The sequence below is a fragment of the Saccharomonospora glauca K62 genome, assembly GCF_000243395.2.
GTDB classification, from domain to species: domain Bacteria; phylum Actinomycetota; class Actinomycetes; order Mycobacteriales; family Pseudonocardiaceae; genus Saccharomonospora; species Saccharomonospora glauca.
The window spans coordinates 4475353-4498451 of the sequence record NZ_CM001484.1; the positions used below are offsets into that span (position 1 = coordinate 4475353).

Sequence of the window (23099 nt, forward strand, 5' to 3'; positions counted from 1 at the left end):
CCCTATGCTCGGACGTATGGCCCTGCGTCTCCGCTCCGCCGTCGTCCTGCCCGCCGACCCCGACTGTTCGGTGGTGCGCGACGGGATCGTCGACATCGACGACCACGGCAGAATCTCCTACTGCGGTCCCGCCGAGACGGCACCGAGCGGAGCCGAAGCCCCGGCCGAGACCCGCAGGCTCGCGGGCATCCTGCTGCCCGGACTGATCAACGCCCACGCGCACAGCCCCATGGTGTTGCTGCGCGGCATGGGCAGTGACCTTCCTCTGCTGCGCTGGCTGCGCGAGGTGATCTGGCCCGCGGAGGCGAAGCTACGGCCCGAGGACGTGCGGGTGGGAATGACCCTCGGGTCGGCGGAGATGCTGAGCAGGGGAGTCACCACCAGCGCGGAGATGTACTTCCACGCCGAGGAGATGGCGGAGAGCGTCCTCGCGACGGGCGCGCGCGTCGTGCTCGGATCGCCGATCATCGACCTCCCCGGAATGCGCTGGCAGACGATGCTGGCCGAGACCGAACGCTGGATCGACGCCGACGGTCTGCGCTTCGGGCCGGGGGACCGCGTCGAACTCACCTATGCCCCGCACTCGGCCTACACACTGCCCGTCGAGGCTTTGGAGGCGGTCGCCTCCTCGGCCGCGGCGCGCGACGCGCTCGTGCAGATCCACGTGGCCGAGACCGCCGACGAGGACGCGCCACAACGGGCGGAGTACGGCTCCGTCCCCGCCCTGTTGGAGAAGGTGGGGCTGCTTCGAGGGCGGCTGCTCGCGGCGCACGCCGTCCATCTGTCCGACGACGACATCGCACTGCTGGCGCGAAGCGGCGCCGGGGTCGCGCACTGCCCCGGTTCGAACGCCAAGCTGGCCTCCGGTGTCGCCCGCCTAACCGACCTGCGGGCCGCTTCGGTGGCCGTCGGACTCGGCACCGACGGTCCCGCCAGCAACGACGACCTGGACCTCTGGGAGGAAGTACAGCTTTCCGCCATGCTGGCCCGACTGTCCGCGAAGGACGCCACTGCCCTGAGCGCGGGCGAGGCGCTGTTGCTGGCCACCCGCGGTGGAGCGGAGGCCCTCGGACGCGACGACATCGGCGCCCTAGAGGCGGGTCGGTGGGCCGATCTCGTGCACATCGACGTCGACGACCCCGCGTTCGCCACGGGACTGGACGTGCCGGACGACCAACTGCTCGCCAACCTCGTATGGGCGGCGGGTTCCCGCAAGGTCACCGACGTGTGGGTGGCGGGCGACCCCGTGGTGGCCGACGGCGAGTGCACCCGCGTCGACCGCACGAAAGCGCAGGCGGACGTGGCCGAAGCCGCCGCCCGCCTGCGCTGATCCCCCTGTTTCACACACCCCCGTGTCAGGGGACGGCTCGGCGCGTCGTCAGGTAGGCGGCACCGGCGAACACCAGCGTGATCGCCGCCGGGTAGCCCACCTGCAACGCGATGGCCGGCTGGGAGGCGAAGAAGCGTGCGAACGCCCCCCACCAGTCCTGCCACTGGATCAACAGCACGAGTCCGAGACCCACCACGGCGAAGGCGCCCGTCAGAATCCACACGCCCCACTGGTTCCAGCGCTTGAACACGATGCCGATCCAAAGGCCGAGGAACGACAACGTCACCAGCGGCACGGTGAAGGCGAGGAACTGCAACAGCACGTTGTCGTGGCTCAGAAACGGCAGCGCGAAGAACGTGAGATCGAGCCCCCAGCCTCCGGTCGCCTCCTCCACGAGCTTGCCCAGCGTGAGCAGCACGCCGTAACCCGCTGCCTGGCCGACCACCACGAGCGTCGAGGCACCGAAGAACGCCTTCCGCGTCACCGAAAGCCCCAGGGCGAACGGGAACATCTGCGTCATCGTCTGGAGGTGGACGATGAGCATCGTGATGTAGAGCGACAGAAGGCCACCGGCGATCACGCCCTCGTTGTCGACCAGACCGGCGACCAGGAGGTTGGCCACCAGCACGAAGGCCAGGATTATCAACGGGAGCACAAGGACCGAGAACGCGTTGACGAGTTGGATCCTCGCCACCCGCACGAGCTGTCCCATCACCGGACCTCCTTACCGTTCGTCGCGCCCACGAACGCTCGCTCCCCGTCGGCCTTCTGGGTCGTGCGGACCACGAGTTGCTGGAGCGACACGGGCTCTATCTGGAGGTTCTCCGCTTCCCTCGGCGGTGCCGAACCCCGGATGGTGAGGCGCAGAATGCCGCCGAGCTGTTCCCGGTACAGCTCGGTGTAGCCCGCCGCGAACCGTTCCACCGCCTGCGTGGGACCGGTCACCGTGACTGCCTGCGACCGCAGCGTCTCGGCGCTGTCGTCCATGAGGATGCGCCCGGAGTCGATCACGACGACGTGCTCGATCAGGTCGGCGACCTCGTCGATGAGGTGCGTGGAGAGCACGATCGTGCGGGGGTGCTCCGCGTAGTCGGCCAGCAACCGGTCGTAGAACAACTGCCTGGCCACGGCGTCCAGCCCGAGGTACGGCTCGTCGAACAACGTCAGCGGCGCGCGAGCGGCCAATCCGATGATCACACCGACCGCCGAGAGCTGGCCTCGGGAAAGCTTCTTGATCCGCTGGTTGGTACGCAGGTGGAACTCATCGACGAGTTCCGCGGCGAAGTCGTCGTCCCAGTTGGGGAAGACGAGGCGGGCCGCCTCGAACGCGTGCCGCACCCGGAAGATGTCCGGGTACTTCTGCGACTCCTTGATGAAACAGACCCTCCGCAACACGTCGGAGTTCTCGTACGGCCTGGCCCCGAACACCTCGATGGTGCCGTCGCTTTGCACATCCTGCCCGGTGAGCATCCGCATCACCGTGCTCTTGCCCGCGCCGTTCCTGCCCAGCAGACCGTGGATGCGGTTCTCGTGCAACTCGAAGGAGACGTCCGACACGGCGGTGGTGGAGCCGTAGCGCTTGGTCACCCCCCGCAGGCTGGCCACACTCATGCGTCGTCCCTCCAGTTGTCGATCATCTTCTTCAGGTCTTCCGCGTCCATCCCCAACCGGCGCGCCTCGGCGAGCAACGGCGCGATGAACTTCTCGGCGAAGGCGTTGCGGCGTCTCGCCAACAACTTCTCGCGAGCCCCGGCCGTCACGAACATTCCGACCCCCCTCCTCTTGTAGAGCAGCCCGTCGGCCACGAGCTTGTTGATGCCGTTCGCGGCCGTCGCGGGGTTGATTCGGTGAAACGCGGCGAGCTCGTTGGTGGACGGCGCTCGAGTTTCCTCCGGCAGAGAGCCGTCGATGATCGCGTCCTCTAGCTGCTCCGCGATCTGGAGGAACAGCGGGCGACCGTCTTCCATCAAATTCCCCGCCCGAAGAACCCCTTTGGTTCATTAGTCATGTAGGTAACCATGCCACCAATGGAGTGAGACGTCAAGCGGGTATCGCGACGGCGGCACGGAAAGAAGGAGCGAAAGACGCGGGAAGCCGAGGCAACACAGCTGGGCCCCGGCATGCCGGGACATGGGCACGAAAAAGCGACTAGGAGAGAAACCGCAGGTCACACCGGCTCTCGTCCGACGCGCACCACACGATGCCACGCCGACGAGCCCGGGCGGGAAACCTGTCGATGACACCCCGGATCGGGCACCGGGGCCACGCCGAGGAAACCATGAACCCCGCGACTGCGGGGGAACGAGTTACCGAGTACCGGGGTGGCCCTAGCGGACCGGCCTCGGCCTGATCGTCACCTCGGTCAGGTGCGCGTCCGGGCTCGCGGTGACGGCGGCGGCCACGGCCGCGGCGACGGACTCCGGACGCAGGTACTTCTCGGGCGTGTACTCGCCGCCCTCGTGGGCCACCACGCCCCGCTGCATCTCGGTGTCGGTACGGCCGGGATACACGCTGGTGACCCGAACGCCGTGGCTCTCCTCCTCCGCGCGCAGCGCGTCGGCATAGGCACGGACGGCGAACTTGCTCGCCGCGTACGGCCCCCACCCCGCGCGGACGGCGAGCCCCTGGCCCGAGTTGACGAAGACGACGTGGCCCTTGGCGGCCCGCAACGCGGGCAACGCAAGCCGCGTCAGCTCGGCCACGGCGACGACGTTGACCTCCAGGTTCTCCCGCCACACGGCGGCCTCGGACTCCGCCACCGAACCGAGCCTCGCGACACCGGCCGAGTGCACGAGCACGTCGAGGGACTCGATCCGCGCACAGGCCTCCCCCAGCGCCTCGGCGTCGGTGAGGTCCACCGGCCACGGCTCTGCCTCGGGCAGCTCCCGCGCCCGCGCTCGCAGCGTGTCGACGTCCCTGCCACCGAGCAGCAGGCGGTGGGTGGGAGCGAGGGCAGCGGCCACGGCCGCACCGATACCGCGGCTGGCACCGGTGACGAGAGCGAGGGGTCGGTCAGCCATGGCTCAACCGTAAACGCGGCGGCCGACCGACCCCTCACCGGAGGGGCGTCGAGGGAGTCAGAACCCGATTCGTCCCGAACGTCCCCCCTTGCCTTTCCGCCACACCGCGACGATCGCCGGCCGCGCGGGCGAGGTACCGCCGTCGGGCCAGTGCGAGTCCGGGTCCTCCGGCGTTCCGTCCTCGCCGGGATGCTGCACGGCGACCAGCACGACGTCGTCGGTGACCACCGGGCCGCACGCCTCCGCACCGATCGGCACCGTCAGGAACTGCTTGACCTGGCCGCGGTTCGGACCGTCCACCGGCACCGCGAACAACCCGTCGTTCGAGCCGAGCGCGTTGCCGTCCGTGGCGATCCACAGGTTGCCGTGGCTGTCGAACGTCACGTTGTCGGGGCAGGAGATCGGGCTGACCTGGCTCTTGTCGAATCCGCCGAAGTAGGTGTCGGCCGCCGCGGGGTCCCCGCACACCAGCAACAGCCGCCACGAGAACGTCGTGGCGGCCGCGTCGCCGCCGTCCTCCTCCCACTCCAGCACCTGGCCGTTGCGGTTGCCGTTGCGGGGGTTGGCCTCGTCGGCCCCGGCCTTGCCCGCCACTCCCCGGTCGCTGTTGTTGGTCAACGACGCGTACACGCGCCCGTTGACCGGGTTCGGCTCGATGTCCTCGGGGCGATCCATCTTGGTCGCGCCGACCTTGTCGGCCGCCAGCCGGGTGAAGACGTAGACCTCCTCGGCGGTCATGCCCGGCACGTGGGAGACGTTGCCGCTGGCCAGCGGAATCCACGTGCCCCGACCGTCGAACTCCCCGTCGGAGGGCAGGGTGCCGCTACCGTCGATCTCCTCGGCGGGGCTGTCGCCGGTGAACTTCGCGACATACAGGGTGCCGTCGTCGAGCAGGCGGGAGTTGTGCCTGCGGGCGTGGGCGCTGCGCCCCGGCTTGTAACGGCCGTTGGAGACGAACTTGTAGATGTACTCGAACCGCTCGTCGTCGCCGGAGTACACGGCCAACCGGCCGTCCTTCGTGATCTTGATGTTGGCACCCTCGTGCTTGAACCGGCCGAGTGCCGTGTGCTTGATCGGCGTCGAGTTCGGGTCGTTGGGATCAATCTCCACCACCCAGCCGAAGCGGTTGGGCTCGTTGGGCTCCTTCGCGATGTCCCAGCGCTTGTCGAACCGCTCCCACTTGCGGCCGCTCTCGCCGTCCTGGAACCCGTAGCGCCGGAGCCGCTCGGCCTCCACCGGGTCGGTCACCGCGTCGGCGTTGGCGAAGTACTGGTGGATGTTCTCCTCACCGGAGAGGATCGTGCCCCAGGGAGTGACCCCGCCCGCACAGTTGTTCTGCGTGCCGAAGACCTTGCGGCCGGTCGGGTCGGCCGAGGTCTTGAGGTAGTCCGAACCAGCGGCGGGACCGCGGACCTCGAACTCGGTGTTGAGCGTGATCCGTCGGTTGTACCGGCTCGGCACCACCTTCAGACCACCCTGCGGGTCACGAACGGTCTGTACCACGGAAAGACCGTGCGCCTCCCACGCGATCCGCACCTGCTCCTCGGTCGGGTTGTCGGGGTCGTAGGTGCCCGCGGGGAACATGTGCGGCTCGGTGGTGTACTCGTGGTTGACCACCATGAGGTAACGCCACCCCGAGGAGTCCTGCGGGACGAGGCCGACGAAGTCGTTGTTGTACCCGAACTGCTTGGCCTGGGCCTCGGCGGTCTGGTTGTGGAAGTCGAACCGGGGAGCCCCCGGCAGCACCGGATCACCCCACCGGATCACCACCTCGTGGTCGTAGCCCTCGGGCACCGTCACCGCGTCGGCGGTGTTGGGGGCGACCGGCTCGAAGTCGGTTCCGGGCACGGGCCGGGAGGGCCGTCCCCCGTGCCCGCGCCCGGCGAGCGCCGCGGGCACACCCGGTTCGGCCGCGGCCGTACCCGCCAACGCCGCGAATCCGGCCGCGGTCGCCGACATCACCGCCGTCGCCTTCAACGCACCGCGCCGCGAGAGCACGCTCCTGGCCACGTCACCGAAGTAGCCGTTGGCCGAGGTGTTGGGCGCGGGGTGAGCGCACGCGTTACCACAGCGGTACTCGCATGTGACGGCCGAACGGCCAGGACGATGGGAGCTCAGCAGGGGCAGAAGTCGCCTCGGCTCAGTGGACACACGGCCTCCATGTCACTCGATCAGGCGGCAAGCTCGGGTGACGTTAGGCGCCCAAAGCAAGCCCCGGTATGCCTGACGGTGAACATCAAACGAACGGCCTAAACCTTCTGTCCCACTGCCGAGGTGTCACACGTTCTCGACGGCCACGGTGGGTTTCGGCGAGCGCCGGCCCGCCGCGAGCACCCCACCCGCCAACGCACACAGCACCGCGGCGACGAGGAAGGGCGCGTGGTCGTAGTGGAGCCACTCGGCGATGTGTCCCACCAGCGTCGCGGCGGCGGCACCACCCAGCCAACGGCAGAAGTTGTACCCGGCGCTGGCCACCGGCCGCGGCGCCTCGCTGATCGACATCGCCGTGCCGGTGAACAACGTGTTGAGCAGGCCCGAGACCAGCCCGCTCGCGACGATGGCGACCACGAGCACCGGCTTGGCGGGCACGAGCATCACCAGCATCAGCACCGCGTAGGCGAGCACCGACACCACCGTGGCGTTCACCTCGCCCAGCCGTGCGGCCAACCGCGGAGCCAGCACGACACCGGCCACGGCGACACACGCACCCCACCCGAAGAAGACGAACCCGATCGCGATCGCACCCCATTCGAGCACGAACGGCGGCCACGCGAGCACGGTGAAGAAGGCCGCCGTGTAGAAGGCCGAGCCGATCGACACCCGCAACAGCCCACGATGCCGCAGTGCGCGCAGCGGGTCGCTGATCCGGACGCGAGGCCGTCGCTCGTCCGCGTCCCGCTTCAGGAACGCCGCGCACAGCACCAAGGCGATCGCCATGAGCGCGGCCGTGCCGAAGAACGGGCCACGCCAGGAGATGTCACCGAGCACCGCGCCGAGCAGGGGACCGACGGCGAGCCCGAGACCGAGCGCAGCCTCGTACAGCAGGATGGCGCCGGCTTGGCCCCCGGTTGCCGCGCCGACGATCACCGAGAGGGCGGTGGCGATGAAGAACGCGTTGCCGAGCCCCCACACGGCTCGCAGGCCGATGAGTTGTTCGATGCTGCCCGCGAAACCACAGGCGAGTGTGGCGAGCACGATCAGAGTGAGCCCGACGAGCACCGTCCGCTTCGCCCCGAACCGCGCACTCGACGCACTGGTGACCAGCATCGCGAGCACCTGGATTCCGAGGTATGACGAAAACAGCAGGGTGACCTGCGAGGGCGTGGCGTTCAGCCCCTCGGCGATCGAGAGCAGGATCGGGTCGACGAGACCGATGCCCATGAACGCGATGACAGCCGCGAACGCGGTGATCCACACCTGTTTGGGCTGTCCCTTGATCGCGGAGAACAAGCTGGGGTGATGGTCTGTACTCACTCGCCCCAGGTTAACAAGTTTGCTTAGCGATACTAACTAAAACTCGGAGCTGTTTACCCACGTCACACAAGGCCGGTGACCTCGACAAAAACCGAAGGCCGCCATCGCCTGTCGGCGACAGCGGCCTTCTTTCGGCCCTGACCGAGCGCCGCTCAGCGCTCCACCTCACCCCGGATGAAGCTCTCCACGGCGTCACGGGCGGTCGAGTCGTCGTACTGCTTCGGCGGCGACTTCATGAAGTAAGAGGACGCCGACAGCAGCGGCCCACCGATACCGCGGTCCTTCGCGATCTTGGCCGCGCGGACGGCGTCGATGATGATGCCCGCCGAGTTCGGCGAGTCCCAGACCTCCAGCTTGTACTCGAGGTTCAGCGGCACGTCACCGAACGCACGGCCCTCCAGCCGCACGTAGGCCCACTTGCGGTCGTCGAGCCACTGCACGTAGTCGGACGGCCCCACGTGCACGTTCGCCTTGCCGAGGTCGCGCTCGATCTGCGACGTGACGGCCTGCGTCTTGGAGATCTTCTTGGACTCCAGCCGCTCCAGCTCCTTCATGTTCTTGAAGTCCATGTTGCCGCCCACGTTGAGCTGCATGGTGCGGTCGAGCTGGACACCGCGGTCCTCGAACAACTTCGCCAGCACCCGGTGGGTGATGGTGGCGCCGACCTGCGACTTGATGTCGTCACCGACGATCGGCACGCCCGCCTTCTCGAACTTGGCGGCCCACTCCGGGTCGGACGCGATGAACACCGGGATGGCGTTGACGAACGCCACGCCCGCGTCGATCGCGGCCTGCGCGTAGAACTTCGACGCCTCCGAGGACCCCACGGGCAGGTACGACACCAGGACGTCCGCCTCCGCGGCGCGCAACGCCTCCACGATGTCGACCGGTTCCTCGTCCGACTCCCGGATCGTCTCCTGGTAGAACCGGCCGAGGCCGTCGAGCGTGTGCCCGCGCTGCACCGTCACGCCGAGCGGCGGGACGTCACAGATCTTGATGGTGTTGTTCTCGCTGGCGAGGATCGCCTCGGAGAGGTCCCGTCCCACCTTCTTCGCGTCGACGTCGAAGGCCGCGACGAACTCCACGTCTCCCACGTGGTACTCACCGAACTGCACGTGCATCAGCCCGGGCACACGCGAATTCGGGTCCGTGTCCCGGTAGTAGTGGACCCCCTGAACAAGCGACGCCGCGCAGTTGCCGACGCCAACGATGGCCACCCTCACGCGGCGGTTCTCGCCCATGCCGGTATCTCCTTACTAGTCATTGCTGGGTACTCGTGCCGAGCGGCGGTGATCGGGGTCAGCCCTGCTGGCCTCGCTGCTCGGCCTGTTCGTGCGCGATGAGCTCGTTGAGCCAGCGCACCTCCCGTTCACTGGCCTCCAGCCCGAGCTGGTGCAGCTCACGGGTGTAGCGGTCGATCTTTTCCTCGGCCCTGGCCAACGCTGCCCGCAGACCTTCGCGACGCTCCTCGACACGGCGGCGCCTGCCTTCGAGAATTCGCATCCGCACGTCGGCCGGAGTCCTGGAGAAGAAGGTCAGGTGAACCCCGAACCCCTCGTCGTCCCAGGTCTGCGGACCGGCGTCGGCAAGCAGTTCGGAGAACCGCTCCTTGCCTTCCGCGGTCAGCTTGTAGACGCGCTTGGCACGCCTGTTCCAGCCGGTGGTGACCTCGGCGGGCTCCTCCACGATCAGGCCCGCACGGAGCAATCTCCGCAGGGTCGGGTAGAGGGAACCGTAGGAGAACGTGCGGAACATGCCGAGCGTCTCGTGCAAACGCTTGCGCAGCACGTACCCGTGCATCGGCGCCTCGTGCAGCAGCCCCAGGATCGCGAGCTCCAGCACAATGCACCTCCTCACGGGAACGTTCCGAGCGACACCCGGCGTTAGCGTCAGTGGGCCGCCGTGCACCGAGTACCCAACCTAGCGCGCGTTATATCGAGCCGATACATCGAAGTGGTGCAGCTAACCTGCACCCCCCCACCTCGCCGCACTGGTTACTGAATCGTTATCGAAACATCGGCGTGTCTGGACCGTCACCGAATGTTTTCCGGCCTATCCCGAGCCATCGCCCCGACGAAAACCCGTACGCTGTCAGAGTGCGAAACCAGCGGCAGGTCGTCGACTACGCGCTCCAACGGCGCGCGGTGCTGGCCGAGTACTACTCCGGCCGGGTAAGCACCCTTGACGTCTGTGATGCCACTCCGTACCTGCTTCGGGCGGCCAAGTTCTACGGAACTCCCAGCCCCGTGGCATGCCCGGTGTGCCGTGACTCCGCACTAACGAACGTCTCCTGGGTCTACGGCGACGAGCTCCGGCACGTGGCCGGCTCGGCCAGGGCCCCGGAGGAACTCGACCGGATGGCGAACCGATTCCGCGAGTTCACCGTCTATGTGGTCGAGGTGTGCCGAGCATGCGGTTGGAACCACCTCGTGAAGTCGTACGTCCTCGGGACCGGAGCGCCGAAGCCTCCGTCCAGGAGGACCGCGGGGCAGTGACACACGACACCTGCCGCACACTTCTTGCCACACTCGTTGCCGCAACGCACGTAGGTTCGGTTCACAGAACGGCGCGGCAGCAGGCGCCGATCTGGGAGGGTCTCAAGTGAACGACCAGGGAAACCACCACTGGCCGGAGGAGGAGCCGGGCGAGCCGAGATGGCCGGGCTCCGAGAGGCAGGACGGCAGGCCCGCCGCTCCCCAGTGGCCGACGGGCGACGAGCGCCCGCGCGCACCCCGCCCTCCGGAGAGGCGTCCCCAGCGGCCGATGCGACCGGGTCAACCCCCGCGCCCTCCCCAGGGCATGCCACCGGCCGGGGCCCGGCAACCCGAGCGGCAGCGGCCCCCTCAGAACCCGCAGCGCTCGCCGATGCCACCATCGGCGAGCCCTCAACGACCGGGTGGCCCGGACCAACGCCCCGCCGGCCGGGGACCCCGCCCCCAGGGCGCGCCGGGCGAGCGCCCACTACCTCCCCCCGGACGTAGGCAGCCTCCGCAGGGCACCATGCGGTCCGCAAGCGGTGCCCCACCGCAGGGCGGACGTAGGCCGAGCACGCCACCCGGCGGTCGGCCACCTCGGAGACCGGGGGAACGGCCCGTGGGCCCCGCCGCGGCCGGTGCGGCAGCGGGCGCGGCCTCCGGGGCGATGGCCTCCGAGGCCGCGGAGCGGGAACCCGAACTCATCACCCACCGCGCCTACAACGGCACCACCGACGGACCGGACCCCTACTCCCGGTTCGACGGGGACGGTTTCGACGACGACCTCGTCGAGGACCACCACGAACCGGGACCCGACGACGGGGACGGCGGCGACAAGAAAGGTAAGAAGAAGGGCAAGGCCGCCCTCACCCCGGCACAACGCCGCAAGCGTCGCTGGAAGATCATCAGGCGCAGCCTCTACGCCTTCGTGGCCCTCTTCTTCGTGCTGCCCGCCATCGCGTTCGCCATCACCTACTTCCTCGTGGACGTGCCCTCACCGGAGGACGTCGCCCAACAGCAGGCCAAGGTCGTCACCTACTACTACGCCGACGGCGAGACCGAGATGGGCCGCGACGTCCCGCCCGACGGCGGCAACCGCATCCTGCTCAAGCCCCACGAGATCCCGGAGCACGTGAAGCACGCCGTCTACGCGGCCGAGGACGCCACGTTCGAGTCGAACCCCGGCTTCGACATCACCGGCATCCTGCGCGCGGTGTACAACCAGGCCACCGGCGGTGTCGGCGGTGGTTCCACCATCACCCAGCAGTACATCAAGAAGGCCACCGAGAACGAGGAATACTCGATCACTCGTAAGTGGACGGAGCTCGTCAAGGCGTTCAAGATGAGCAACGAGCAGTCCAAGGAAGAGATCATCACCGCCTACCTCAACACGATCTACTTCGGTCGTGGTGCGTACGGCATCGAGATCGCGGCGCAGGCGTACTTCGGCAAGTCCGTCAAGGACATCGACGTCTCCGAGGCAGCGCTGCTCGCCGGGATGATCCAGCAGCCGGGCCGGTCCGAGAACCCCGAGGTCCGGGAGAAGCGCTGGAACTACGTCATGGACCAGATGGTGGCCAACGGCTGGCTCAGCCGGGAGGAGCGCGAGGCGGCGAAGCTGCCCGAGCTCATCGACCTGGAGGACGCCAAGCCCGAAACCATCAGCGGCCCCGAACAGTTCATCCTGCAGCGGGTGAAGGAGGAGCTGGAGAAGAAGGGCTACCCCGAGGACAAGCTGCAGACCGGTGGCTATCGCGTCTACCTCACGATCGACCAGCACGCGCAGGAAGCGGCCGAACAGGCCGTCAAACAGGTCATGGAGGGCGAGAAAGAGGAGCTGATGGAGGCCCTCGTCGCCGTCGATCCCAAGACCGGCGGTGTGCTGGCCTACTACGGTGGTCCGTACGACCCCGACGTACCGGGTGGTCAGTACGACTGGGCGGCGGCCCAGCGGAACCCCGGCTCGTCGTTCAAGCCGTTCGACCTGGTCGCCTTGCTGAAGAAGGGCAAGGGCCTCGGGGAGACCTACGACGGCAGCGCGGTGAGGGAGTTCGACGGCCGCCCGGTCCGGAACGCCAACGGCGACGACTGCGGCACCAACTGCACCGTCGCGGAGGCCATGAAGCGCTCCATCAACACCGTGTTCTTCGACATCGTCGTGAACGAGGTGGGGCCACAGGCCGTCGTCGACGCGGCGACCGAGGCCGGTATCCCCGAGGAGGGCAGCGGCGTCGACGGCAGGCCCACCATGCCGACCCTCGACGGCAACATCTCCATCGGCGGTGGTGACACGATGGTCTCCCCGCTGCACATGGCCTCCGCCTACGCCACGTTCGCCGACAACGGCATCCGGCACGAGAGCCACTTCGTGGCGAAGTTGACCACGTCGGACGGGGAGATCGTCTTCGACAACACTTCGGAGGTCGCCACCGAGGGCGAGCCCGCCTTCTCCAGCGACCCGGCCGTGAGCAAGCAGATCGCGGGCAACGTCACCAAGTCGCTCATCCCCGTGCTGGAGTACTCCCACCTGACTTGCGAGGGAGGCTACGCCTGCGCGGGCAAGACCGGTACGCACCAGTACGTGAGCCCCGACGGCCAGCAGAAAGACGAGAACGCCGAGGCCTGGATGGTGGGTTACAGCCCGGATGTCTCCGCCGCCGTGTGGGTCGGCACGGGTAAGAACCAGCCCATCCGTGACTCCAACAACAACCGGATCTACGGCAGCGGGCTTCCGGGGCAGATCTGGAAGCTGTTCATGGATGCCTACCACGAGGGCAAGCCGCTCACCGAGTTCCCCGAGGTGGAGCTGATCGGCAAACCCCCCACGACGCCGCCACCGCCTCCGCCGGACCCGGCCCCGGAGACGACGACCCAGACCGCCCCGGAGACGACGTCCCAGACGGCCCCGGAGGAACCCTCCGACACCAGCTCGGCGCCCAGCACACCGACCGGGCCGGGGGAGGGCGACGAGGAGGAGCCACCCGGTTACTCGAACCCCGGCGGGCCTCCCGTCCCGCCGCCCGACGACTGGTTCGGCAACAACCGGGACGACAGAGGAGGTGGGGAGGAGTAGCCGACGGGTCCACGACCCCATGAGCAAGGACACGTAACATTCGCGACGTGTCCAGCGATAGTCATGGCTTGTCTTCCTCCCCGACACCCGACACCGCGTCGCTGGACGCTACCCAGCGGGAGATCCCGAGCTGGTCCGATCCACTCGCACGGGCGGCCACCCAGCCCCTGGGTGGCCCGCTTGGCGCTCACGCCGTCGTCGGCAGGCACTGGTTCTGGACGCCGCTGCGGGTATGTCTCCTGTTGGCCGTCCTCGCCCTGACCGCGGGCTGGTTCGGCAAGGCCGCGTGCATCCAGCAGTACGTCACCGACGACGGCCACGTCGAACTCGACTGGCGGTCGGGCAGGCAGTACGTGGCGATGTGCTACTCCGACATCGTCCCGCTCTACACCGCCGAGCAGCTCGACAAGCCCGACTCCTTCCCCTACGCCACGAGCTGGGTGGAGAACGCGGGCACCGAGTACGAGCAGGTTCGGTACATGGAGTACCCCGTACTCAGCGGCCTGTTCCAATGGGTCAACGCGAAGCTGACCCACGCCTGGTCCGACGCGGCTCAAGCGGGTTGGCTGCCGGGAGCCCTGCCCGTGGCGGCGTACTTCAACATCACCGCCTTCTTCCTCTCCGCGGCGTGGCTCGTCACCGTCTGGGCCGTCGCCCGAACCGCCCGGCGCCGGGTGTGGGACGCCGCCGTCGCGGCCGTGTCACCGCTCGTGGTGGTGCACGCGTTCACGAACTTCGACGCTCTCGCCACCGCCGCGGCGGCCACGGGTCTGCTCGCCTGGTCACGCAGGAGGCCGGTCCTTGCCGGGGTACTGCTGGGAGTCGGCGCGGCGGCGAAACTCTACCCGCTGTTCTTCCTCGGCCCGCTGCTCGTGCTGTGTCTGCGGGCCGGGCGGATGAGGGCATGGGGCAAGGCCGCCGGCGCCGCGGCGCTCACGTGGAGCGCCATCAACCTGCCTTTCTTCCTGTTCCTGCGCGAGGGCTGGTCGGAGTTCTTCCGCCTCAACACCCAGCGGGACATGGACCCCGACTCGCTGTACAACGTGGTCTCGTACTTCACCGGCTGGCAGGGCTTCGACGGGCCACTGGCCCCCGGGGAGGCCCCCACGGTGCTCAACACCGTGAGCGGGGCGCTCTTTTTGACGCTGTGCGCCGGCATCGCCTACGTCGGACTCACGGCCCCTGGAAGGCCGAGGGTGGCGCAACTGTGCTTCCTCGTCGTGGCGGCGTTCCTCCTCACCAACAAGGTGTGGAGTCCGCAGTACTCGCTGTGGCTCGTGCCCCTGGCCGTGCTGGCGCTGCCGCACTGGCGGCTGCTGCTCGGCTGGATGGTGGTCGACGCGCTCGTGTGGGCACCCCGGATGTTCTACTACCTCGGCACCGCCAACAAGGGCCTGCCGGAAGGCTGGTTCCTCGGCACGGTGATCGTGCGCGACCTCGTGGTAATCGTGCTCTGCGTCGTCGTCCTCCGGCAGATCTACCGCCCCTCTCGCGACCCGGTGCGGGCCGCGGGCGTCGACGATCCCACCGGCGGGGTGTTGGACGGCGCCGAGGACTCCTTCGTACTCCCGTCGTGGCGCCGGATCGGCCGTAGGGCCGAGCGCGAGGATCACACCCTCGCGCGGAGGAACTCGATGTCGGCCTCCTGACCCTCCGGGGGTGTCTCCACGATCACCGGTGCGTCGGCGGCCCTCGCCACGGCGACGAGCAGCTCCGGGTCGATGGTGCCCTCGCCGCCGACGACGTTCGCGTGGCGATCCCGTTGCGAGCCGCGCTCGTCACGTGAGTTGTTGAGGTGCACGAGGTCGATCCGCCCCGTGATCGCACGCACCCGGTCCACCACCTCCGACAGATCCCAGCCCGCGGCATGGGCATGGCAGGTGTCCAGACAGAACCCGGCGCCGAAGTCGGCGACCTCGTCCCACAATCGGGCGATCCTGTCGAGGTCGCGTGCCATGGCGCCGTCACCACCCGCCGTGTTCTCGATGAGCACGGGGACCTCGAAACCGCCCTGCTCCTCCTGCCGTTGGAAGAGCTTGCGCCAGTTCGCCAACCCCTCGGCGGGGTCCTCGCCCTTGCGCACGTGTCCGCCGTGCACGATCAGCCCCCGCGCTCCCGTCTCGGCCGCCGCGGCGGCGTGCTGGGCGACCGCCTTGCGCGAGGGGATCCGGATGCGGTTGTTGAGCGAGGCCACGTTGATCACGTACGGCGCGTGGACGAACACCGAGACGCCCGCGTCGGCCAGCTCGCTCGCCTGCGGATGCGGCTGCGGTTTCCGCCAGCCCTGCGGATCGGAGAGAAAGAACTGCACCGATTCCGCGGCCCGTTCCCGAGCCGCGGACAGGGGATCGTCATCACGGACATGCGCGCCGATCTGCATCACCCGAGGGTAACGATTCCCGAGTCGCGAAATCGAGTACCGTGACCGTGTCCCAGACATTTGACCAAGATCACATCAACGGGAAATAGGGCGGGACGGGGACCGCACCCGAAAGCGAGGGCGACACGGCTCATGGAAAACGGGTATCGGCACATCAGACGCATCGGCTCCACCGGACTGGCACTCACCGCGGCGGCGTGGCTGGTGTTTCCGGACAGCGCGACGGCGCGGGAACCGGCTCCCGTTGTCGCAGGTAGCTGCACTGTGGCACCGTCCAAGGAGAAGGGTGGGCCGGCACCGCGTTCGGAAACTCCCGACCGAGATACGGAGTCCGACGACCAGCCGACCGACTCCGGAAAGGCCCCCGACGACGGCGGCCTGTCGGTCTCCCTGTCCGGCGGCGTGCACCTCGACGAATCGAAGGCCCTGACCGGTCTGCTGACTCGCCTCTGCGAGACCGGAAAAGAAGCGATCAACGGACTCTTCGGACCCGTTCTCGACGAGAACGAAACAACTCCTCCCAATTCGGGTGACACACCTCCGGATGAATTTGAGGACAATGTCCCACCCACGGGCGAGACCACACCCGATTCGCCTCCCGTTTCGGAAACCACGACCTCCGAGCGCCCCACCGAAGCGGCCCCCGAGTCCGAACCGGCGGGCTCGCCTCCGGGTATCGGAGCCGTGGGCGGCGGCTGGGGAGGGGTGAGCGCCGAACGCTCCACCAGCGCCGTCGACGTTCCACCCACGCGCTCGGACACCGGCAGCGTGTTCAGCGCCACCCCCCACGACTCCCGCGCCACGCACGACGTCAGGGCCGCCGAACGGCTGCCGGTGCTTCTCGCGGTGTTGTCGGTGGTGCTCGTGGGAGCCGCCCTCGCCCACACGTGGGCGCGGCGGACGTTGCTGCGGTGACACCGCCGAGGGCCACGGTGTAGTCCAGCTCACTCGACCCTGACGCGTCACCTTCCGCGGCCCCTCGTCGTTGTGCTCATCGATGCATCACCGACGAGGGAGGACATCCGTGCGAATCGGCTCCACCGCTTTCCTTCGGGTGGCTCGCCGAGCGTTCACCGCCACCACGGCCGCCGCGGTGATCGGCGGCACGGCGCTCCTCTCCGCGGGCACGGCCTCGGCCGCCACCGTGACGACGGACAGTTGCACCTCGGTGGTCGGCGGACGGGTCGGCGACACCGTGGTGCTGGACGGCGCGGCCGTCTCCGAGCTGGTGCGGCAAGGCGCCGAGGAGGCCAGGACCATCGTGATCACCCATCACCTCACGATCTACCTCACGATCTGGCCCAACCACCTGGCGCGGAAGATCGAGGACGAGCAGCTCGAAGTCGGCACCGTCCCCGACCGGCGCGCCGACACCATCAGCGGCGAGACGATCGGCGAGGCCGTCCGCGCGGCGCTGGAGGGCAAGGCCGGCCTCGGCGCCCTGCCCTCCACCAAGGAGACGACGCTCGACACCATTGCCTCACGGGTCGCGCAGGCGTGTTCACTGACCGTCGAAGCCACGAACTACACCGCGCCGAGCAGCTCCAAACCCTCCCCGGGGGCCCCCTCGGGCGAGGCGTCCGACCGGGCCGATCGCCCGGAGGGCAAGGCTTCCGGCTCCGGCCGAAGCGGCGACCACGGACCCGACGCGTCCCTGCCCGACGGCGGCCTCCAGACCACCGGGGACGTCATGGCCGAACGCCGTGACTACGGCGGCATCCCCGTCGCCGAGGCACCGGGCGCCGGGATCTCCGTGCCCGAGGACCTGCGTTACGGACCGCCGAGCGGCCTGCCCGGAGAGTTGACCTCCCCCAGGTACGGCACCCTCGACGGTGACACGGGCAACAGCGCGCAGGGGTCGGGCGACGTCCGCGACGCCGGCGAGGCCGACGCGCTCGCCGCGCGGGACCAGCGGCAGGCGGTACAGCTTCCGATGTTGCTCGCCGTGGTGGCTCTGGCCGCCGTCACCGCCGGACTCGTCCGCAGCTGGGTCCTGCGACGCGCCTCCTGAACCCGGTACTCACCCGCCCAGGGGCGGAAACGGCCTGGTCGAAGCCCCGGTTAGACTGTGTGGTCGACAACCCTCCTGCCACGGACGGTCCGTGGCCGCTCAAGCCCATAGGAGGTGAGTGGTTGTGTCACGCCCTTACGAGGTCATGGTGATCCTCGACCCGTCACTCGACGAGCGCACCGTCGCTCCGACCCTGGAGAACTTCCTCCAGGTCATCCGCTCGTCCGGCGGCAACGTCGAGAAGGTGGACGTGTGGGGCCGCCGCAGGCTGGCCTACGAGATCGGTAAGCACGCCGAGGGCATCTACGCCGTCCTGGACCTCAACGCCGAGCCGGATGCGGTCAAGGAACTCGACCGGCAGCTGTCGCTCCAGGAAACCGTGCTGCGTACCAAGGTCATCCGTAAGCGTCCTCCGCGCGGCGCGAAGAAGGCCGCCAAGGCCACCGCGAAGGCCTGATATCCGATGGCCGGAGACACCATCATCACCGTGGTCGGCAACCTCACCGCCGACCCCGAACTGCGATTCACGCCCTCCGGCGCCGCGGTCGCGAACTTCACCGTCGCGTCCACGCCACGGGTCTTCGACCGCCAGACCGGCGAGTGGAAGGACGGCGAAGCGCTGTTCCTGCGCTGCAACATCTGGCGTCAGGCGGCCGAGAACGTCGCCGAAAGCCTCACCAGGGGCGCCAGGGTCATCGTGCAGGGCAGGCTCAAGCAGCGGTCGTTCGAGACGAAGGAAGGCGAGAAGCGCACGGTCGTCGAGCTCGAAGTCGACGAGATCGGGCCTTCACTGCGCTACGCCACGGCGAAGGTCAACAAGGTCAGCCGAGGCAGCGGCGGCTTCGGCGGCGGCGCTCCGGCCGACGATCCGTGGGGCTCCGCGCCTCCGGCGGGCGGCGCGGGCGGTTTCTCCGACGAACCGCCGTTCTGACGCCTCGCCCCAACCAACCACACCGACGTTCCCCAGGAGTACATCGTGGCGAAGCCACCAGTTCGCAAGCCGAAGAAGAAGGTCTGCGTGTTCTGCAAGGCCGAGAAGCAGGGGCACCCCGAGCTGATCGACTACAAGGACACCAACATGCTGCGGAAGTACATCTCCGACCGCGGCAAGATCCGTGCGCGCCGGGTCACCGGCAACTGCAGCCAGCATCAGCGCGACATCGCCACCGCCGTGAAGAACTCGCGTGAGATGGCGCTGCTGCCCTACACGTCGACGGCTCGCTGAGGAGGAAGTCAGACATGGCGAAGATCATCCTGACGGCCGACGTGGCGAACCTCGGCGGCCCCGGCGACATCGTCGAGGTCAAGGACGGCTACGCCCGCAACTACCTGCTCCCGCGGGGCCTCGCCATCACGGCGACGAAGGGCGCGGAGAAGAACATCCGCACCATCCGGCGGGTGCAGGAGGCGCGGCGGATTCGCGACCTGGACCACGCGAAGGAGGTCCGCTCCACCCTGGAGGGCCTGGGCACCGTCCAGGTCAAGGGCAAGGCCGCGGAGGGCTCCAAGAAGCTCTTCGGTTCGATCACCGCTGCCGACATCGTCAGCGCGATCTCCGCGGCCGGTGGTCCGAAGCTCGACAAGCGGATCATCGACACCGGCAAGCACATCAAGACGCTGGGCAAGCACCAGGTTCGGGCCCGCCTGCACCCCGAGGTGACGGTGGACCTGCGACTGGAAGTCGTCGCCCAGTAAGGCCCAGACCTTTTTCGAGAGGGCGGGATCCCGTACGCGGGGATCCCGCCCTCTTCGTTTCCCGCCTCGCGCAGACTGCTTCTCACCGCAAAGCGTTGGAGGGAAAAGATGGCATACGTAGCAGCGGACGGCGGCGGCGTACACCCGGCACCGAACCCACGAGTGAGGACATCGACAGCGTCGGGTCGAGGGTGGTGGAGGTATGAACAACCGCATGGCTCGTGTCGTCTCGGTACTCGCTCTCGTCACCACCGCCTCCCTGCTGACCGCCTGCGGAGGCGGCTCCTCGGAAGAGGCGGCACCAACCACGTAGGTGGCCTCTTCGGCGGCTGGCGCGGGAGGCGAGGCACCGCCGGTGACCAACCCCCTCGATGCCTCCGCCCCGATCGAGGACCCGTGCCGGGCGCTCTCACCGTCGCAGCTCGACCAACTCGGCCTCAACGAGGGCGAGCCGCAGCCGAACTAGGCCATGGAAAGCGGGGCCTGTAGCTGGCAGCGCTCCGAGGAAAGTCTGGACTCCGTCGATCTCTCCTTCATCGTCGAAAACGCCAACGGGCTCGGCGCCCTGTACGCGGACAAGCAGTCCAATGAGTACTTCGAGCCAACCGAGATCGCCGACTACCCCGCCGTCTACGCGAGTCTTGTCGACAACAGGGACTCGGGGTTCTGTGACCTGTGGGTCGGCGTGAACGAACGCGACGTCATGCACTTCATGGCGGTTCTCGCCTCCGAGGAAACTGCTGAAGCGTCGTGCGGACTGGCCACCGACGTCGCCGAAGCCACCATCTCCACCCCGGGGGTTGATCCGAACACCTCCCCTCTCTCCTGGGGGGAGGTTCGAATGCCACTGTTTCTTGTTCCCGTGCCGGTCGGCACGGGAACCGTCAGCCCAACTCCTACCGGATCCACGAACCGCCCCGGAGACAACGGCAGCCCCGTTCGAAGTTCCCCGCCCCGAGATCCGAAAGAGTTTTCAAGCTCGACCACCTGCCACGACGTTGCCGTTTCGAGACCCACGACGGGAACCATGAGGCCATCAGCGACGTCGGACGTATCGGGCGACGACAGCGCTTGACGTTCTTCTGCCGCCCTGAGCAGACTGCTTCTCACCGCAAAGCGTTGGAGGGGACAGGCATGGCATACGTAGCAGCGGACGGCGGTGGCGGTATCGGCAAGGCCGCGGGGGGAATCATCACGGTCGCGGCTCCCGCCGTCGCGGGAGCACCCGCCCCCAGCGGTGGTGGCTACAAATTCTCCCGAGAGGAGATCGACGAGGTCATCCGCCAATGGGAGGACCTGCGCGAGAAGCTCAGGAACGACTCTCGACATGCGCAGGACATGGCCAGGGTACGGCCGCCGGGTGCCGAGCCCGCGAGTGAGGACTTCACCTCGAGCGCCAACCCGTCGGGCCAGGCCTTCCTGCAGGCGACGCAGAAGATGATCGCCTACGTCCAGGAGTACATCAATGCGTTGCGCAACGCCCGCGACGGCATCACCACCCGTGAGGAACAGTCGCAAGAAGACATCGACAGCGTCGGGTCGGGAGTGATGGAGGTATGAACCACACGGCCCGTACCGTCTCGGTACTCGCTCTCGTCACCACCACGTCCCTGCTGACCGCCTGCGGAGGCGACTCCTCGGAGGAATCGGCACCGGCCACGAACCCCGCCGGCCAGGCCACGCAGGTGACTTCCTCGGTGGCGGGCGCCGGAGGCGAGGCACCGCAGGTGACCAACCCCCTCGACGCCACCTCTCTGATCGAGGACCCGTGCCGGGCACTCTCACCGTCACAGCTCGACCAACTCGGCCTCAACGAAGGCGAGCCGCAACCGAACGAAGCCATGACAAGCGGGGCCTGTAGCTGGCAGCGCTCCGAGGAAAGTCTGGACTCCGTCGATCTCTCCTTCATCGTCGAAAACGCCAACGGGCTCGGCGCCCTGTACGCGGACAAGCAGTCCAATGAGTACTTCGAGCCAACCGAGATCGCCGGATATCCCGCCGTCTACGCGAGTCTTGTCGACAACAGGGACTCGGGGTTCTGTGACCTGTGGGTCGGCGTGAACGAACGCGACGTCATGCACTTCATGGTGATTCTCGCCTCTGAGAAAACCGCTGAAGCGTCGTGCGGGCTGGCTGCCGACGTCGCCGAAGCCACCATCTCCACCCTGGGGGGTTGATCCGAATGCCACTGTTCTTGGTTCCCGTGCTGATCGGCGCGGCGGCCGGTGCCGGGGTCGGTGCCGCCGCTTACAGCGCCATGACGCAGGAAGAGGCCGGCAACTACACGACGGACGTCGGCGGTCGGCAGCTCGACGCCTACCAGATCTACGAACAGCTCCACGCGGGCGACAACGGCAGCTCGTTGATGACCGGCCGGAACTCCGCCTCCCTGTTGAAGAACAGCTTCGGTGAGCGGATCGCCGAGATGGACGCACTCGCCACCAGGATGGACGAGGCGTGGCAGGGCGATTCCGCCGAGGCCGCCAAGGCGGGAGCTCACCCGCTGAAGCAGTGGCTGGAGGACTCGCAGATCAAGCTGCACGAAAGCGACAACACCATGGCGTCACAGCTCGACGCCTTCAACACGGTGCTGTCGCGCGTGCAGCCGGTCCCCGCCGACCCGCCGAAGAGCAACTTCCTCAACGACATCACGCCGTGGGAGACCGACACCGACCGGGCCATCAAGCAGTACAACGAGATGGCTCAGGCCAACGTCGAGGCCTACAACGCCTACTACACGGCCAGTAGCTCCAACGCTCGGTCGTTGCCCACCTACACCACCGTCGACGGTGACTTCGGTGAGATCGAGGTCGACGACACCGGCGGGGGTGGCGACGGTGGCGGCAGGGACAGGGTCGGAGGCGGCCCTTACCCCGGTGGCCCCTACCCCGGCGGCGGCGGTGGCGGCGGCGGCAGCAACGGGAGTGTCACCGGTGGGCCGTATCCCAGCGGCTCCTACCCCGGCGGTGTCACCGGTGGGCCGTATCCCAGCGGCTCCTACCCCGGCGGTGTCACCGGTGGGCCGTATCCCGGTGGCCCCTACCCCGGCGGCAGCGGTAACGGCACCGGCAGTGGTACCGGTAGCGGCACCGGCATCGGCGGCCCCGGCTACCAGTACACCCCCGGTCAGTACGACAGCAGCACGAGCGCCTCGAACTACACGGTGCCCAAGACGTCGGTGCCGGACTTCACCACCAAGGGCACCGGTGGTTACCCCGGCCTGTCCCCGACCGGCGGCCCCAGCCTCGGCTCGGGCAGCGGTGGCGGTGGCAGCTTCGGAGGAGGCGGCGCCGGCGGTGGGGGTGCGTTCGGCGGCGGCGTGATGGGCGCCGGTGGCGCGATGGGTGCCGCCTCGCCCGGCGCCGGCAGCGGTGCCGCGGCCCCCGGCACCTCGTCGGGTATGGCGGCGCGCGGCGCGATGGGTGGCGCGGCGGCGGCCGGGGCCGGTGCGCGTGGCGGGGCCATGCCGATGGGTGCCATGGGTGGTGCCGGCGGCCGCGGCCAAGGCGCCGAGGACGAGGAGCACCAGCGGAAGTACCTGGTCGAGGAGGACGGCAACTCCTTGTTCGGAACCGACGAACTCACCGCGCCTCCGGTCATCGGCGAGTAACTCTTTCGAGTCCGAGCAGGGAAGAAGGAACG

The 23099-nt window shown here is 68.3% G+C and carries 24 protein-coding genes; 15 read left to right on the forward strand and 9 right to left on the reverse strand.

Annotated features, from left to right (window positions below; translation table 11 throughout):
* Positions 1-16 precede the first annotated feature (16 nt).
* Positions 17-1330: an amidohydrolase family protein gene (locus tag SACGLDRAFT_RS20990; RefSeq protein ID WP_040920246.1), complete on the forward strand. Its 1314-nt coding sequence runs from the start codon at positions 17-19 to the stop codon at positions 1328-1330.
* A gap of 25 nt (positions 1331-1355) precedes the next feature.
* On the opposite strand, the gene SACGLDRAFT_RS20995 is transcribed toward SACGLDRAFT_RS20990, so the two are convergent.
* The 8 genes from SACGLDRAFT_RS20995 to SACGLDRAFT_RS21030 all read right to left on the reverse strand — a co-directional run bounded on the left by SACGLDRAFT_RS20995 (position 1356) and on the right by SACGLDRAFT_RS21030 (position 9666).
* The gene (locus tag SACGLDRAFT_RS20995) at positions 1356-2042 is read right to left on the reverse strand and encodes a hypothetical protein (protein ID WP_005467052.1); all 687 of its coding nucleotides are present in this window, start codon (positions 2040-2042) and stop codon (positions 1356-1358) included.
* The gene (locus SACGLDRAFT_RS21000; protein ID WP_005467053.1) at positions 2042-2941 is read right to left on the reverse strand and encodes an ABC transporter ATP-binding protein; all 900 of its coding nucleotides are present in this window, start codon (positions 2939-2941) and stop codon (positions 2042-2044) included. The genes SACGLDRAFT_RS20995 and SACGLDRAFT_RS21000 overlap by 1 nt, the downstream gene beginning before the upstream one ends.
* Positions 2938-3297 carry a GntR family transcriptional regulator gene (locus SACGLDRAFT_RS21005; protein WP_005467054.1) on the reverse strand — a complete coding sequence of 120 codons (360 nt, stop codon included), beginning with the start codon at positions 3295-3297 and terminating at the stop codon, positions 2938-2940. The genes SACGLDRAFT_RS21000 and SACGLDRAFT_RS21005 overlap by 4 nt, the downstream gene beginning before the upstream one ends.
* 360 nt (positions 3298-3657) lie before the next feature.
* Positions 3658-4350, reverse strand: a complete 693-nt coding sequence (locus SACGLDRAFT_RS21010) for an SDR family oxidoreductase (RefSeq protein ID WP_005467055.1) — start codon at positions 4348-4350, stop codon at positions 3658-3660.
* Positions 4351-4407: 57 nt separating this feature from the next.
* On the reverse strand, positions 4408-6501 hold the full coding sequence (locus SACGLDRAFT_RS21015; RefSeq protein WP_005467056.1) for a PhoX family protein: 2094 nt from the start codon (positions 6499-6501) through the stop codon (positions 4408-4410).
* A gap of 126 nt (positions 6502-6627) precedes the next feature.
* Entirely contained in the window at positions 6628-7824 is a 1197-nt protein-coding gene (locus tag SACGLDRAFT_RS21020) for an MFS transporter (RefSeq protein WP_040919400.1), read from the reverse strand.
* A gap of 152 nt (positions 7825-7976) precedes the next feature.
* Positions 7977-9065 (reverse strand): inositol-3-phosphate synthase, encoded by a 1089-nt coding sequence (locus SACGLDRAFT_RS21025; protein WP_005467059.1) that lies wholly within the window; start codon positions 9063-9065, stop codon positions 7977-7979.
* Positions 9066-9123: 58 nt separating this feature from the next.
* A complete protein-coding gene (locus tag SACGLDRAFT_RS21030; RefSeq protein ID WP_005467060.1) occupies positions 9124-9666 on the reverse strand; it encodes a PadR family transcriptional regulator in 543 nt (180 codons plus the stop codon).
* Between the two features lie 254 nt (positions 9667-9920).
* On the opposite strand from SACGLDRAFT_RS21030, the gene SACGLDRAFT_RS21035 reads away from it, so the two are divergent.
* The 3 genes from SACGLDRAFT_RS21035 (at position 9921) to SACGLDRAFT_RS21045 (ending at position 15020) form a co-directional block, all read left to right on the forward strand.
* On the forward strand, positions 9921-10319 hold the full coding sequence (locus SACGLDRAFT_RS21035) for a DUF5318 domain-containing protein (protein ID WP_005467061.1): 399 nt from the start codon (positions 9921-9923) through the stop codon (positions 10317-10319).
* Between the two features lie 598 nt (positions 10320-10917).
* Entirely contained in the window at positions 10918-13371 is a 2454-nt protein-coding gene (locus SACGLDRAFT_RS21040) for a transglycosylase domain-containing protein (protein WP_005467063.1), read from the forward strand.
* Between the two features lie 47 nt (positions 13372-13418).
* The gene (locus SACGLDRAFT_RS21045) at positions 13419-15020 is read left to right on the forward strand and encodes a glycosyltransferase family 87 protein (protein WP_005467064.1); all 1602 of its coding nucleotides are present in this window, start codon (positions 13419-13421) and stop codon (positions 15018-15020) included.
* Here SACGLDRAFT_RS21045 and SACGLDRAFT_RS21050 read toward each other — a convergent pair.
* Entirely contained in the window at positions 14981-15751 is a 771-nt protein-coding gene (locus SACGLDRAFT_RS21050) for a deoxyribonuclease IV (RefSeq protein WP_005467065.1), read from the reverse strand. The two genes, SACGLDRAFT_RS21045 and SACGLDRAFT_RS21050, sit on opposite strands and share 40 nt — an antisense overlap.
* 132 nt (positions 15752-15883) lie before the next feature.
* On the opposite strand from SACGLDRAFT_RS21050, the gene SACGLDRAFT_RS21055 reads away from it, so the two are divergent.
* The 11 genes from SACGLDRAFT_RS21055 (at position 15884) to SACGLDRAFT_RS21100 (ending at position 23067) form a co-directional block, all read left to right on the forward strand.
* Complete coding sequence (locus SACGLDRAFT_RS21055; RefSeq protein ID WP_005467067.1) at positions 15884-16666, forward strand: hypothetical protein; 783 nt, start codon at positions 15884-15886, stop codon at positions 16664-16666.
* Positions 16667-16775: 109 nt separating this feature from the next.
* Entirely contained in the window at positions 16776-17762 is a 987-nt protein-coding gene (locus SACGLDRAFT_RS21060) for a hypothetical protein (RefSeq protein WP_005467068.1), read from the forward strand.
* A 124-nt stretch (positions 17763-17886) separates the two neighbouring features.
* Positions 17887-18219 (forward strand): 30S ribosomal protein S6, encoded by a 333-nt coding sequence (rpsF, locus tag SACGLDRAFT_RS21065; RefSeq protein WP_005467069.1) that lies wholly within the window; start codon positions 17887-17889, stop codon positions 18217-18219.
* Positions 18220-18225: 6 nt separating this feature from the next.
* Positions 18226-18693, forward strand: coding sequence for a single-stranded DNA-binding protein (locus tag SACGLDRAFT_RS21070; RefSeq protein ID WP_005467071.1), 468 nt, complete (start codon positions 18226-18228; stop codon positions 18691-18693).
* A 45-nt stretch (positions 18694-18738) separates the two neighbouring features.
* Entirely contained in the window at positions 18739-18987 is a 249-nt protein-coding gene (rpsR, locus tag SACGLDRAFT_RS21075) for a 30S ribosomal protein S18 (RefSeq protein WP_005460546.1), read from the forward strand.
* Between the two features lie 14 nt (positions 18988-19001).
* Complete coding sequence (gene rplI / locus SACGLDRAFT_RS21080) at positions 19002-19457, forward strand: 50S ribosomal protein L9 (RefSeq protein WP_005467072.1); 456 nt, start codon at positions 19002-19004, stop codon at positions 19455-19457.
* Between the two features lie 355 nt (positions 19458-19812).
* Positions 19813-19923, forward strand: a complete 111-nt coding sequence (locus tag SACGLDRAFT_RS22880) for a DUF3558 domain-containing protein (RefSeq protein ID WP_232284010.1) — start codon at positions 19813-19815, stop codon at positions 19921-19923.
* 3 nt (positions 19924-19926) lie between these two features.
* A complete protein-coding gene (locus tag SACGLDRAFT_RS22885) occupies positions 19927-20532 on the forward strand; it encodes a DUF3558 family protein (RefSeq protein WP_232284012.1) in 606 nt (201 codons plus the stop codon).
* Positions 20533-20591: 59 nt separating this feature from the next.
* On the forward strand, positions 20592-21017 hold the full coding sequence (locus SACGLDRAFT_RS21090) for a PE domain-containing protein (RefSeq protein WP_005467073.1): 426 nt from the start codon (positions 20592-20594) through the stop codon (positions 21015-21017).
* Positions 21014-21634 carry a DUF3558 domain-containing protein gene (locus tag SACGLDRAFT_RS21095; protein WP_005467074.1) on the forward strand — a complete coding sequence of 207 codons (621 nt, stop codon included), beginning with the start codon at positions 21014-21016 and terminating at the stop codon, positions 21632-21634. Before SACGLDRAFT_RS21090 ends, SACGLDRAFT_RS21095 begins: the two co-directional genes overlap by 4 nt.
* Before the next feature lie 5 nt (positions 21635-21639).
* Positions 21640-23067, forward strand: coding sequence for a PPE domain-containing protein (locus tag SACGLDRAFT_RS21100; RefSeq protein ID WP_005467076.1), 1428 nt, complete (start codon positions 21640-21642; stop codon positions 23065-23067).
* Positions 23068-23099: the final 32 nt, after the last annotated feature.

Bases quoted from the DNA above. Each gene is read 5' to 3' on its own strand.
- SACGLDRAFT_RS20990 (WP_040920246.1), top strand. From the start codon at position 17: ATGGCCCTGCGTCTCCGCTCCGCCGTCGTCCTGCCCGCCGACCCCGAC.
- SACGLDRAFT_RS20995 (WP_005467052.1), bottom strand. From the start codon at position 2,042: ATGGGACAGCTCGTGCGGGTGGCGAGGATCCAACTCGTCAACGCGTTC.
- SACGLDRAFT_RS21000 (WP_005467053.1), bottom strand. From the start codon at position 2,941: ATGAGTGTGGCCAGCCTGCGGGGGGTGACCAAGCGCTACGGCTCCACC.
- SACGLDRAFT_RS21005 (WP_005467054.1), bottom strand. From the start codon at position 3,297: ATGGAAGACGGTCGCCCGCTGTTCCTCCAGATCGCGGAGCAGCTAGAG.
- SACGLDRAFT_RS21010 (WP_005467055.1), bottom strand. From the start codon at position 4,350: ATGGCTGACCGACCCCTCGCTCTCGTCACCGGTGCCAGCCGCGGTATC.
- SACGLDRAFT_RS21025 (WP_005467059.1), bottom strand. From the start codon at position 9,065: ATGGGCGAGAACCGCCGCGTGAGGGTGGCCATCGTTGGCGTCGGCAAC.
- SACGLDRAFT_RS21050 (WP_005467065.1), bottom strand. From the start codon at position 15,751: ATGCAGATCGGCGCGCATGTCCGTGATGACGATCCCCTGTCCGCGGCT.
- SACGLDRAFT_RS21055 (WP_005467067.1), top strand. From the start codon at position 15,884: ATGGAAAACGGGTATCGGCACATCAGACGCATCGGCTCCACCGGACTG.
- SACGLDRAFT_RS21070 (WP_005467071.1), top strand. From the start codon at position 18,226: ATGGCCGGAGACACCATCATCACCGTGGTCGGCAACCTCACCGCCGAC.
- rplI (WP_005467072.1), top strand. From the start codon at position 19,002: ATGGCGAAGATCATCCTGACGGCCGACGTGGCGAACCTCGGCGGCCCC.
- SACGLDRAFT_RS22885 (WP_232284012.1), top strand. From the start codon at position 19,927: ATGGAAAGCGGGGCCTGTAGCTGGCAGCGCTCCGAGGAAAGTCTGGAC.
- SACGLDRAFT_RS21090 (WP_005467073.1), top strand. From the start codon at position 20,592: ATGGCATACGTAGCAGCGGACGGCGGTGGCGGTATCGGCAAGGCCGCG.
- SACGLDRAFT_RS21095 (WP_005467074.1), top strand. From the start codon at position 21,014: ATGAACCACACGGCCCGTACCGTCTCGGTACTCGCTCTCGTCACCACC.
- SACGLDRAFT_RS21100 (WP_005467076.1), top strand. From the start codon at position 21,640: ATGCCACTGTTCTTGGTTCCCGTGCTGATCGGCGCGGCGGCCGGTGCC.